General features: G+C 52.1%; 14 protein-coding genes. 5 read left to right on the forward strand and 9 right to left on the reverse strand.

The features are described 5' to 3' along the window. Positions 1 to 43: 43 nt before the first annotated feature. The 3 genes from ACOZB4_RS16150 to ACOZB4_RS16160 all read right to left on the reverse strand — a co-directional run bounded on the left by ACOZB4_RS16150 (position 44) and on the right by ACOZB4_RS16160 (position 3,899). Positions 44 to 1,288: an MFS transporter gene (locus tag ACOZB4_RS16150; protein ID WP_379410144.1), complete on the reverse strand. Its 1,245-nt coding sequence runs from the start codon at positions 1,286 to 1,288 to the stop codon at positions 44 to 46. 122 nt (positions 1,289 to 1,410) lie between these two features. Continuing rightward, on the reverse strand, positions 1,411 to 3,183 hold the full coding sequence (locus ACOZB4_RS16155) for a sensor histidine kinase (RefSeq protein ID WP_379410148.1): 1,773 nt from the start codon (positions 3,181 to 3,183) through the stop codon (positions 1,411 to 1,413). Beyond that, the gene (locus tag ACOZB4_RS16160; protein ID WP_098749325.1) at positions 3,180 to 3,899 is read right to left on the reverse strand and encodes a response regulator transcription factor; all 720 of its coding nucleotides are present in this window, start codon (positions 3,897 to 3,899) and stop codon (positions 3,180 to 3,182) included. The genes ACOZB4_RS16155 and ACOZB4_RS16160 overlap by 4 nt, the downstream gene beginning before the upstream one ends. 140 nt (positions 3,900 to 4,039) lie before the next feature. Here ACOZB4_RS16160 and ACOZB4_RS16165 point away from each other — a divergent pair, with 140 nt between their 5' ends. Then, entirely contained in the window at positions 4,040 to 5,269 is a 1,230-nt protein-coding gene (locus ACOZB4_RS16165; RefSeq protein WP_379410162.1) for a DUF418 domain-containing protein, read from the forward strand. A gap of 140 nt (positions 5,270 to 5,409) precedes the next feature. After that, positions 5,410 to 5,715, forward strand: a complete 306-nt coding sequence (locus ACOZB4_RS16170) for an antibiotic biosynthesis monooxygenase (RefSeq protein ID WP_379410178.1) — start codon at positions 5,410 to 5,412, stop codon at positions 5,713 to 5,715. Positions 5,716 to 5,926: 211 nt separating this feature from the next. Here ACOZB4_RS16170 and ACOZB4_RS16175 read toward each other — a convergent pair whose 3' ends face one another. Beyond that, positions 5,927 to 6,397, reverse strand: coding sequence for a hypothetical protein (locus tag ACOZB4_RS16175; RefSeq protein ID WP_379410181.1), 471 nt, complete (start codon positions 6,395 to 6,397; stop codon positions 5,927 to 5,929). 130 nt (positions 6,398 to 6,527) lie between these two features. On the opposite strand from ACOZB4_RS16175, the gene ACOZB4_RS16180 reads away from it, so the two are divergent. After that, positions 6,528 to 6,659, forward strand: coding sequence for a DUF4023 domain-containing protein (locus tag ACOZB4_RS16180; RefSeq protein ID WP_379410184.1), 132 nt, complete (start codon positions 6,528 to 6,530; stop codon positions 6,657 to 6,659). Positions 6,660 to 6,749: 90 nt separating this feature from the next. Here ACOZB4_RS16180 and ACOZB4_RS16185 read toward each other — a convergent pair whose 3' ends face one another. The 5 genes from ACOZB4_RS16185 to ACOZB4_RS16205 all read right to left on the reverse strand — a co-directional run bounded on the left by ACOZB4_RS16185 (position 6,750) and on the right by ACOZB4_RS16205 (position 10,153). Next, positions 6,750 to 7,091, reverse strand: a complete 342-nt coding sequence (locus tag ACOZB4_RS16185; protein ID WP_379410197.1) for a DUF1801 domain-containing protein — start codon at positions 7,089 to 7,091, stop codon at positions 6,750 to 6,752. Between the two features lie 41 nt (positions 7,092 to 7,132). After that, positions 7,133 to 7,531 (reverse strand): VOC family protein, encoded by a 399-nt coding sequence (locus tag ACOZB4_RS16190; RefSeq protein ID WP_213647115.1) that lies wholly within the window; start codon positions 7,529 to 7,531, stop codon positions 7,133 to 7,135. A gap of 122 nt (positions 7,532 to 7,653) precedes the next feature. After that, the gene (locus tag ACOZB4_RS16195; RefSeq protein WP_379410229.1) at positions 7,654 to 8,916 is read right to left on the reverse strand and encodes an RNA polymerase sigma factor; all 1,263 of its coding nucleotides are present in this window, start codon (positions 8,914 to 8,916) and stop codon (positions 7,654 to 7,656) included. After that, entirely contained in the window at positions 8,916 to 9,347 is a 432-nt protein-coding gene (locus ACOZB4_RS16200; RefSeq protein WP_076323869.1) for a YciI family protein, read from the reverse strand. The genes ACOZB4_RS16195 and ACOZB4_RS16200 overlap by 1 nt, the downstream gene beginning before the upstream one ends. 248 nt (positions 9,348 to 9,595) lie before the next feature. Then, positions 9,596 to 10,153, reverse strand: coding sequence for a CGNR zinc finger domain-containing protein (locus tag ACOZB4_RS16205; RefSeq protein ID WP_379410241.1), 558 nt, complete (start codon positions 10,151 to 10,153; stop codon positions 9,596 to 9,598). 191 nt (positions 10,154 to 10,344) lie between these two features. Here ACOZB4_RS16205 and ACOZB4_RS16210 point away from each other — a divergent pair, with 191 nt between their 5' ends. After that, the gene (locus tag ACOZB4_RS16210) at positions 10,345 to 11,514 is read left to right on the forward strand and encodes an epoxide hydrolase family protein (RefSeq protein ID WP_098749332.1); all 1,170 of its coding nucleotides are present in this window, start codon (positions 10,345 to 10,347) and stop codon (positions 11,512 to 11,514) included. 82 nt (positions 11,515 to 11,596) lie between these two features. After that, the gene (locus tag ACOZB4_RS16215; RefSeq protein WP_098749333.1) at positions 11,597 to 12,151 is read left to right on the forward strand and encodes a DNA topology modulation protein FlaR; all 555 of its coding nucleotides are present in this window, start codon (positions 11,597 to 11,599) and stop codon (positions 12,149 to 12,151) included. Positions 12,152 to 12,168: the final 17 nt, after the last annotated feature.

Genomic DNA, 12,168 nt, shown 5'->3' on the forward strand with positions numbered 1-12,168 from the left:
GCGCTCAACCTTTTTAGCCATGGGCTCAATCTCCATGCCCAAGCTAAACTCCGGCTTCAACGGGGGCTGCCTTTGCCTTTTTGCCGTACAGCATCATAAGCGGGATGCTGATCACAAATGCGCCGGCAACAAGCAAGAACGGAATTCTCGGGTCGATGCCATATGCCCAGCCGCCAATGATGCCGGAAGGCGAAATGACAATAAGGATGAGCACCTGGAGCAGCGCGAATATTTTGGCGCGGTTCTCATCGTCTATCGCATTGGCCACCGCCGTCTCCAGATACGGATATGTCATCATCGTACCGATGGCGGCAATGACAGTGCTCAAACTCAGCACCAGCAGATCCCCTTGCGGCGCAAACACCAGTATGACATTGGACAATACCGATATTACGAATCCCCATACCATCGTCCGGTGCACATGCTGCTCCCCGATTCGGGGCATGATCCACCGCATGAATATTAGCATAATGACAGAGGAGAATGCCGGAAAAACCGAGATCAGGCCGCTGCCCAAATGCAAATATTCCACCATGAAGATGGAGACGTAGGTCGTCTTCACCGTCATCTGAAAATTGAACAATATATAAACGCCGAAGATCATCAGCAGCAGCGGATTTCCGAGCGTACTCTTCATCACCAAGGCATAGTCGGACATCCCTTCCCGCAGACTCATCGCCTTCGTTTCTTTCATCTTACGGTATCCGATATCCGTCTCCCTTGTCGCATAGTGGCGCCCAATGAACTGGATTGTCATCAGGATACAGGCCAGCACGAACATAATGCGCACCCCGGGCACAAGCGTGAAATGATACACCAGCAGTCCGCCGATCGGTGCAAACAAGCCGCCCACGACGCTAATCAGCTGCAGCAGCGTAAAGACATAGGTTCGCTCCTTCGGTGCGGTATCCTCCACCAGCAGACAGTAAAAGGCGGTATGCGGCACCTTCTGAAAGCCGTTGATCACGGCCGCGATCACAAAAAACCAGAAGTTCTGTGAAATGGCCCAGAGCAGCGTGGCCACGGTCCAGCTTAGTACGTCGAAGTATAGCAGCGCCTTTTTTCTGCCTAAACGGTCTGTTAAATACCCGCTGAGAAACGAAGAAAGCACCTGCACAAGCAACCCGATGGAGGTAATCCAGCCGATTCCCGTCTCGGTTACCCCAAGTTGGTACATGTAGATGGAGGTGTACGTCGTGAACATGCTGTAAGGGATGAGAAACAGCGGCTCATAGACGAGACAGCCCCGCGCATTGCCAGTCAATTGCCGAAACGAAGTTGAACCCATGATATCCTCCGGACCTAATGTAATCGTTGCTTAGCCATTATAGCGCAACCGAGCCGGCAGCAGGATAGGAATGTTGAAGGATTTTTAGAGTTCATTCCGGACATGGGAATCCAGGAAAAACGTCAGCCCTTATCGTGTTCAGCAGCCCCCTTACCTTCTTGTACGGCAGTCTCAGGCAATTGAACGGTGATGGTGGTTCCTCGGCCCACTTCAGACCATACATTTACCCGGCCCCGGTGCGCTTCGACAATCGCCTTCGAGATGCTCATCCCGAGCCCCGATCCATCCTTACTCTCCTCAGTGTTCGTTCCCCGGTAATAACGCTCGAACAGATTGCAGCGAGTCTCTTCGTCCATCCCTACACCTTGATCCGCTACCACGATCGCCGCACCGGCCGGGAGTCTCTCCACACGCACCTCAATGTTTACGCCCTCCGGATTATGCTTCACGGCATTCGTGATCAGATTATCCATCAATCGCTGCAGCCATTTGGCATTGCCGTCAACCAGCAGCGCCCCTTCCCCGCCGATATAATTGAAATTCGCATCCAGGGTGGCATCGTTGACGTATTTCAGCACGCAGCGGCGCACCAGCTCGTTCAGATCAAGCGTGGTCAGCTCCTGCGGCCGGATTTCGTTCCTCAAACGGAAGACGAGCGAGAAATCATCGATAAGCTCCAACATGTAGTGGCCCTTCTCACGGATCACGGTTCCCATCTCCCGCAGCTCTTCCTGGTTCCAATCCTGGGGAGCGCTCTCCAGCATATAGCCGTAACCCTGGATGGAAGACAACGGAGTACGCAAATCATGCGATATCCCGGACATCCATTCTTCCCGATTACGGTCGAGTCGCTCCCGCTCTCTCTCGGCCTCGGCAAGCTGCTCCGCCATCTTGTAAAAAGAATGAATCACTTCCTTGTACAGCTTGAAGCGCGTACGCAGCTTTCCGTTCTTGCGGAATACCCGCTTCCGGTCCTTCGGTGTCAGCACTTCCTCGTAGGCTCCGCTCCCCATCCGCTCAAACCACCCGGTAAACAGCAGCAGTGGCCGGCTGTACCGGTATCCATGCCATATCGCCACCCCAAGCGACAACGCAAGCACGCAGACCATCGTCCATAGCGCCACGCGGATCAGCTCATTCATCATCGGCCTTTTCTCCAGCGCCTCGTCCTGCGGCGTATGATATACCCAGGTGTTGCCGCTGGCCGTATCGCGGTATACCGCAATATGCGTTGAATACGTGCCCGGCTGCTCCTGCATCGTAATGATCTCCAGCGGGTGGTAGCTTACCTTATTGTCTGCATTTGTTCCAATCGCTTGGACAACGCGGCCCTCCCGGTCAATGACATGCAAATAACCGCCTAGACCAGCTAATTCGCGTCCGAGCCCCGCTTCATCCTCCGGCCTCACCCTGCCGCCGTCCTGATAACGGGCATACCATTCCCGAAGATGGTCCGAACCCTCATCGATACGTCCGATCAGATACAGCAGCGGTTCTTCATAGGTCAGATCCATCTGCCAATACATCGTATACTCGCCGAGACGACGCTCCTCCTTGATCTCGAGCAGGGTGCTTACCGAGTACTCCGACGGAACATCCGGAGCCGTATTGGTGGAATGAATCACGTTTCCCTCCATATCCACCACTTGCAGCCACATATCCTTCTCTTGAAGCAGGAGCTTCCACTGTTCCTCCAGCAGCACCTCGCCATTCTCTGTCACCGTCTCCGTCACGATGCCGTCCAAGACACCTGTCGGAAAATTGCGCTGAATCTCTTCATCACCGATATGTTTGATCAGGAAGAATAAGAGCACGATCAGGAAGCAAAACATAAACGCCGAGAACGCGATCAATTGGTACGTAAAATGAAAGGCAAGCCGTCTGCGCAGTCTCATCGGATTTTCTCCTTAACCAGCTTGTAGCCGAGCCCCCGAACCGTCAGCAAATATTGCGGGTTGCTCGGGTCCTCCTCGATGCGCTCGCGGATGCGGCGGATATGCACCATGACGGTGTTGTCCTCGCCCATGCCGTCGATGCCCCACACGGCTTCGTACAGCTGGGATTTGGAAAATACGACCCCCGGATGCTTGCAAAAATAAAGCAGCAGCTGAAAGACCTGGGCCGGACAAGGCACAGGCTCTCCAAGGACCGTAAGCTCCCCGGCGGATTCATCGACCTTAAACCGGCCGAAATCCCATGCACGCTGGATCACCGGCTGCTCAGACGACACGGTCGTCCCGATGCCTCCACGGCGCAGACGCGCCTTGATTCTTGCGGCAATCTCCAACGGATTAAAGGGCTTGGTGACATAATCGTCTCCGCCCATCGCAAAACCGGTCAACACATCCAGATCCGATGCTTTGGCCGTCAGAAACAGGATGTGCGGACTGCCATAGGAACGGATCTGCGGACAGAGATCAAATCCCGTGCCGTCCGGCAGCATGACATCCAGCAGCACGATATCCGCTCCGTGTGCAGCAATTTCGCTAAGCGCCTCCTTACAGCTGGAAGCTGTGAATATGCGGTTAAAGCCTTCCTTACGCAGCACCATCTGCAGCATTTTCACAATGGAAGGTTCGTCATCTACAATTAAAATTCGTGTTTGATCCATTTTATCTCACCCGAGATTTATGCTAGCACAACAACCTTAACAGGAGTTAAACAAATGCTGGAAGAGTTAAGAAAAAGTTAGGATGCCGTTTCCGAGTTATTTCATTTCGAGCTTTATACTTGGTGTCAGAGGTGATTAACATGAATTCAAATAAACGTTCTACGGCCGTGGATGCGATTCGCGGCTTGAGCTTGCTCGGCATCCTGATGGCCAATATGCTTATTTTTCAATACGGCATGTTCGGCAAAGACGAGCTACATTTCTTCCAGCCATCTACACTGGATCTGATTAGCCATGACTTGCTGAAAGTATTCGTAGAGGGCAGCTTCATGCCGATCTTTACGTTCCTGTTCGGTTACAGCATGATTAAAATGCGGGAAAGCCTGATCGGCAAAGGACTCAAATATGGCCGCAGCTTCTTCCGCAGGTCCGTGCTGCTGATCATTCTCGGCTGGCTGCATTCCACATTCATCTGGGAAGGCGATATTCTGTTGTTTTACGGAGCGATCGGGCTTTTCCTGTTACTATTTGTGAAACGGAAGGCCAAAACGATCTTGATTTGGGGCATCCTCTTCCTAACGCTGTTTGCCATCTTCGGATATGGCTCCATGGAGCCTGCGACAGGTGAAACAGAGCGCATGGAGAATTATGTGAAACAATCTATTGAGGTCTACGGCAACGGCACGTTCAGCGAGATCGTAAACTTTCGTTCAACTGAGGAAATGCCCATCGACCTTCCGGACTGGTTGATGCTGCTGGTCATTCTGATTGCCCCACTGATGAGCGCGCCGATGTTCCTATTTGGTATGGTCGCAGCCAAGCGCGGGCGCTTCCTTCATCCTTCCAAGGAGATCAAGCTGCATCTAAGATGGTCCCTGCTCGTTCCGGTCGGGCTTGGTCTAAAGACCGCCGGGGTTATGCTCGGGTCAACCGACAACTGGAGCGGCGTCTTCGCGATGATTGGCGGACCTTTGCTCGCGCTGGGCTATATCCATCTGTTCGCCTCCCTATACGCCTTCTCGTCTAAACAATCGGTTATCATCCGGGCGTTTGAAGCGGTTGGACGGATGTCGCTAACCAACTATCTGACGCAAAGCGTTGTATGCGTATTGATATTCTACGGATTCGGGCTGGGCATGTTCGGCAAGCTCGGCGTGCTGCAAGGAGCGCTGCTGGCGATCCTGATCTATGCTGTACTGGCAACGGGCAGCCTGCTCTGGTTGAAACGATTCCACGGCGGCCCAATTGAACGGCTGCTGCGCATCGGCACCTACTGGTCGTGGAGCGGCAGGGCGAAACCCAAAGCCATGACGCCAGCTGCCGCCATCCCTACCGCAGAGTTTCCGGCAGAAGGTCCTCCAGCGACCTGAGTATTCCATGCTTTTTTCGGCATAAAGCACAGTTCCTCCCAAGATGAAATCAGAATGCTCGTTCATGTATAATGGACATACATGCAAGGGGCTAGACATTACTGGAATGTATCCGGTCATCACCGAAGGAGGAATCAAGCATGCTGGTTGTTACAAACTCGATTAAGGTTAAACCGGGCTTCGGACAAGAAATTGCGCAGCGATTCGCTGAAGCGAAGGGCGTGCAGGACATTGAGGGATTCGTGCGGATGGAAGTATGGCACGAAGCCAAAGAAGGCGCAGAGGCTGAGGAACTGAAGGTCTCTACGGTATGGGAAGACGAGGAGGCATTCAAACGCTGGACTTCCAGCGAATCATTCCGGCAATCCCACGGTCAGGGCCGCAACGAGAATATTTTGGACGCTTCCTTGAATAAATATGAGCTGTTGATCAGTCATACGAAGTAGACATATACACATCCTCACATGGTGAGGCATCGAAAACCGATCACTGTATGAAAAAGAATCCGGTTCCGATAGTCGTGCCTTTGTGCGGGTCCCCATCATAAATACCCAGCCTGGGCGCTTGCCTTGTGGCTGGGTATTTTTTTACCGTTATATGACAAATAGCTTTCATGTACTCCGTTAACAATACCTACGGAACCAAAAGAAACATACATCAAGGCTGCTGGTCGTTTATCGTATACCCCGGCAGCAATTCAGGGTTGTGAGAGCGTCCCAGCTCTACCATGTACGTGTTCAGTTCGTTCAGTTCCGGACCCGCCAGTATGTACGATTGTCCATCCACCTCAAACTCGCTCGCCACGCGAATCTCCTGCTCACCTTGCACGACATCGATAAAAAACAGAAACCCCGGTTCGTTGCTACCTGCGATCCGCTTGGCTTGAAGGGTATCCACCCGCTTCATTATCGGTTCTATATCCTGCTCCTGGTCCAGCACCATCCGCGTGCCATCCCCGTAGACAACTTGAATGGCCCTCACCTTAGCAGCGTCCAGCTTCATCAGTTTCTTGACGGAATACAGGCTGTGATCTTCGGCTCCGGCATCCTCGCCAAATCCGCTGCAACCGACTATACCCAGAGCAACGAAAATTCCCCACACCATTGTGAACACGAGCTTTCTGGACACCCGTTCATCCCCCCAAACGAAAATCTCACAACATCCATTCCAAAATCATCAAATAGGATAACGACGAAATGGTTATATTAAGCACGATCAGGCAAAAGCCACACATTCTGAACAAAGGAGTTTACATCACATGGAAAGCACACATGATTTTGTGAAAAAAATGAACGAGAATGCGGAGAAAGCCCGCCACAACAAAGAGAATCACGGCAAAGGAACGCCTAGTGACAAACTGCCAGGCAAACAACACAGCACCAACAAATAAAACGAACTTACCGCGATCCGGGCGGGTCGCGGCTATTTTATCCGGGTGTTCGGGCCTAAAGGGTCCCCGTCTACCCTATTACATATGAATTTACAGACCTTCAGATGCCTGCTTCACCAAGGATGCCAGTGCATCATAATCAACCTGCTGCCCGGCCGATATTTTGATGGTCTTTCGTTCAGGCGGTCCTTCAAACAACGCTTCAGGCCAATCCAGGCCATCCGCATTGAAAATGGTAAAGCTCACGGCGCTCTTCGCGACGCTGATTACCGCCGCATATTTTCCATTCTTCAGAAAATGGGGCTTTTTATATTGAAGCCGTTCCGAAACGTCCGGGATCGTACTGTGCACGAGCTCCCGAAGTCGCTCGCTGACCTCCACCTTCCAGGTATCACTGATGGCTACAATGTAATCCGTTACTTCTTGATTCATCTTATTGGCTCCCTCTTTATCATAGTATAGTATTTTTCAACTTAGCCCTGATGAACCATCTGCCAGGTCATGCCGTACCGGTCCACCACTTCACCGTAGTAGGCTCCCCAAGGCTGCAGGGCAAACGGATATTTCTCGGTACCTCCATGGCTAAGATGGCGATAGGCGGCGCGGGCGTCTTCCTCGTTATCGAACGTGATAGCCAGACCCATGCTCGTGCTCTTGCCGGTTTCCTGAAAAGCATCGGTGAGGATGAGCTTATTGCCGCCAGCCAGCGTTAACGACATGTGCATAATCTTATCCTGATGAGCTTCCGGTATGCCCGGCATGTCCTTGAAGGTAGTCAACAAACCGATCTCTCCACCCAGCGCTTGCATGTAAAAATCCGCCTGAGCTCTTGCATCCTCCGAAATAATAAAAGGTACCATTTGTGCTTGCATGTTCATCTTCCTCTCAGTTCATTTTTTAGTTTTATATCTAAATGACGAACGAGATTTTATGTAATCGACACATCTTCATATTTCTTAAAAATTTTTAAAAAAAAATGTTTCTTCAGCTTGTTTTAGGACTCCGCTGGCAGGCATTCTGCCGCACGGTCAAGCAGTAGGGCCCGCTCCCTCAGGTTATCCGTCAGCGATGCGGCCAGCTTGAACTCGGCGCAGGCTTCGTCCAGGCGTCCCAGCTTAAAGAGCAGGTCTCCCCTTACGCTCGGGAGGAGATGGTATCCCTTCAAGACGGGCTCGCAACGTAAAATGTCCACGATCTCAAGCCCGATCTCCGGACCGAAAGCCATGGAGAGGGCCACGGCCCGGTTCAATTCCACGATGGGTGAAGGAGAAACCTGGGCCAATGCCTCATACAGCGCCGAGATTCGAATCCAGTCGGTCTCTGCGGCACTCGGTGCTCCGGCATGACACGCGGAGATGGCTGCTTGAATAGCGTAAGGCCCGGTCATGCCACCCAACCGCTCGATCCGATCCAGAGCGGTAAAACCGCGCCGAATCAATAAATAATCCCACAAGGCCCGATTCTGATCCATGAGCAGGACAGGCTCCCCCTCCGCGTTGACCCGGGACTTGAACCTAGAGGATTGAAATTCCATTAACGCAACCAAACCATGCACCTCGGCCTCCGTCGGCGCGATCTCTGCCAGCACCCGCCCAATTCGAAGCGCTTCCTGACACAGCAGCGGGCGAATCCACTGGCTGCCGGATGAAGCTGCATACCCCTCATTAAACATGAGGTAGATAACCTCAAGAACCGATGACAATCGCGGTTTAAGCTCGGCTCCCTGAGGAATCTCGAATGCCACCCGGGTTGCCGACAGCGTCCGTTTGGCACGAACGATTCGCTGCGCGATCGTCGGTTCAGGCACAAGATAGGCGTGGGCAATCTCCGCCGTCGTTAATCCGCCAAGCAAGCGCAGCGTCAAAGCCACCCGCGCCTCAGGGGAAAGAACCGGATGACAGGTCATGAAGATCAGCCGCAGAAGATCGTCGTTCACTTCCCCTGGCTCCGGTACCTCCATATCCAAATCCAACCGGGAGTCCATTTCACGTCCCAACAGCTCATACTTCTGATCGCGTACCTTATTCCGGCGCAGCAGGTCCAGCGCTTTACGCTTCGCAGCGGTCATTAGCCATCCACCGGGATTATCCGGTATGCCATCTATCGGCCAGCGTTCCAGCGCAGCGATAAGCGCATCCTGAGCAAGATCCTCGGCGATACCGACGTCACGAACCATTCGAGTCAGGTAGGCAATGATTTTGGAGGATTCGATTCTCCAGATGGCATCGATCGTACGATGGGTATCTGCCGCTGACATTACGGATTCTGCCTTTGGATGTGTTCACGCATTTCGTATTGTTTAGCCTGCGCTTCCGGGTCCTGCGTTAAGTCAGTCGGTTCAAACACCTGACGGAGCTCGATCTGGCCCGCACCGAAACCGTGTGGATCCGGCATGCGTTTAGCCCACTCGATCGCCTCTTCCCTCGTCTTCACTTCGATCAAGGTATACCCCGCGATCAGTTCCTTCGCTTCCGTAAAGGGACCATCGGTAATTTTCGGCTTGCCCCCGGGCTCCGGATAAGATATCCGGATAGCGCCCGAACTTGGATGGAGCCCATCGGCGGCAAGCAGCACGCCCGCTCTGGCCAGCTCCATGTTGTACCTCATCATGGCATCCAACTGCTCTGCGCTTGGCAATACGCCTGCCTCGGAATCCTCGGTTGCCCTTACAATCATCATAAATCTCATTCTTATTCCCTCCTGGTTCTCGAGACTATCTTGAATTTTCGTTCTATGCTTAATCAACGAATAGAAAATGCTCTAATCGACAAAGACTTCAACATTTATAAAAAAATAATAGGTTACAATCATTTCGTTACTGAATCGTTTATTCCTGTTGGAATGATTCGGCTCCATAAAAAAAAGACCAACCAAGGCAAACGCTTGATGGGTCTTTGGAGTTGGACCTGATTCAAACCTGGTCCCATGGTTGCGGTTCATCCCATGGACTTACTTCGCTCCCGATATGTTTTATTCTTCGCCCGATTGCCGCAGGCTTTCATCGAGCACCATTTTCCCGTTCCCGGCCTCGAGCGGTCAACGAATACCCACTGACAATCGTCGGCCGTACACACTCTCAATCTGCCCCACATATTCTTTTCACGAAGCCGAAATACCAGAATCAACAGCCGGGCCATCCCACCTCTTCCCTGTGTATCCACTGGCTCCATGGCGTCTGCGGTCTCACCAAAGCGATAAAAGAACCGGAACCGTCCGGCTACACGGTTTAACGCTTGGAAGCCAGCTTCCTGATGATCATGTATATTATTCGGAATAGCTGCTCTTAAGCCGCCCCGCAGCTCGCGGGCCAAAGCCAGATCCTCTTCAGATACGGTGTCCTGTTCCAGAATAAAGCCGTTTTTTAACAGCCACATGCGCAGATCCTCCGTGGCCCGAAGCAGCTCCACACCCGGATCCCCATCATATCTCATGCGTTTATCATGGGTGTTGATAAAATCCGCGAGGATTTCGAGTTGATCAAATTCATGTCCCACAACAAACAAACCTCCTATTGATTTCTCCAAAACAAACCAGTAAAGTATATTTATCGGTTAGCTAACCAGTTATATATATTTAACGGTCACTTGCAACAATGTAAAGAATGCCCTATGTCTATTTACCTATCTACCGCAAGTTTGTTGTTATCAGTATACCAGACTCCCATTCTTTCCAAGAGGTGAAACAAATGAAGATCCAACCGTTTTCTTTTCAAATCGAGCCCGCTGCCATCGATGATTTATATCGGCGCCTGGACATGACCCGATGGCCTGACGAAATCCCCGGCGGACAATGGGATTATGGAATTCCCCTTGATTTCATGAAGGATATGGCCGCCTACTGGAGGCATGAGTTCGATTGGGAAGACTTCCAGCGCTCCATTCATGCCTTTCCGAATTATGTCGCTGATATCGATGGAGTCGACATTCACTTCATACATATTAAGGGCAGCGGCGAGCACCCCATCCCGCTCCTCATTGCTCACGGTTGGCCCAGCTCCTTCTATGAAATGCTGGAACTTATCCCTTACCTTACCAATCCTGAGCAATTTGGCGGCCATGAGGAAACTTCCTTCGACGTTGTCATCCCATCGATCCCGGGTCATGGATTCTCAGGTATAGAACTGCGACCGGGCTTTGAAGATCGCCAAGCGGGGGAACTGCTTATGAAACTCATGACAGAGCTCGGTTACGAACGATTCGGTGCACACGGCTATGATATCGGAGCCAGCATTCTGGGGCTCATGTGTCTCGACCATCCCGACCGTTTCATCGGCTATCACACCACATCGCCAGGGAATCCCAGTCCCTATGTGGATTCGAACTCAACGCTTTCAGCCGAGGAGGCCGAGTTCCTCGACTATCAGAAGCAATGGGGACGCGAGGAGGGCGCTTACGCCCATATTCTGGGCACACGGCCGCAGACGGCAGCCTATGGATTGCATGATTCACCCGTGGCGCTGGCCGCGTTCATTCTGGAAAAATGGCACTACTGGACATCTCCCGAGGATGGCGATGTGTTGCAGCATTTCAACAAGGCGCAGCTCATGGCCAACGTGTCCATCTACTGGCTGACCCAGAGCATCAACGCCTCGAACCGCTATTATTATGAAGGCAAGCATACGAGGTGGCCGGGGCCCAAAGAAAGTTCACCTGTACCGCATGGTGTCACCTTAAGCGCTCAGCGGAACGAGCGTCCGCCCCGATCATATGTAGAACGGATCTTCCCGAATGTGATCCACTGGAAGGATCTAAATGCGGGCGGGCACTTCATTGCAGCAGAACAACCGGCCTGGATTGCTGAGCAAATCATGGCTTTCTTCAAGTTGCTCCGCGATTCGCCGCAGGATGTTGTGTAATTTTACGAATAATAGGACAGGAGATCACCGCATCGGTACCGAAATAAGTAGCTACCATTTCTCATGAATGCGGTGATCTCCTATGGTAACTAACATTCCGAACCGGATCCATATTATCGGCTCCGTCGGAAGCGGAAAAACGACACTCGCCAGGACGCTGTCCGCCCAGTTCCGCATTCCTTATTACGAGCTCGACAATGTGGTGTGGGAGCGAGCCGAGCCGGATGATATTCGGAGGAGCGAAGCGGACCGGGATGCGATGTTAATAAGCATCATCAACACGAAATGCTGGATCATCGAAGGCGCTCACCTTAAATGGGTCAGCCCCAGCTTCCGCCGTGCAGATCTTATCATATTCCTGAACCCGTCCTACTCCACAATAACCTACCGGATCATTACAAGGTTCATCAAGCAGCGACTGCGACTTGAACAGGCGCATTATACCCCCAGCTGGGACATGTTCAAAAAGATGTTCGAATGGAGCGCCGCGTTTCAGCGGGAAGGCAGATATCAGATTCAGGATACGCTCGAAGATTATCCCGGCAAAGTGATCGTCGTGAAGAGTCATCGACAACTCATGCAGCAGCTTAAGCAGTGGATACCCTCCATAGAACACCAAGAAAGGACCTCCGGTTAACCGGAGGTCCTTCTCAC

The sequence above is a fragment of the Paenibacillus sp. NPDC058898 genome (assembly GCF_049316025.1).
Classification (GTDB): Bacteria; Bacillota; Bacilli; order Paenibacillales; family Paenibacillaceae; genus Paenibacillus_AQ.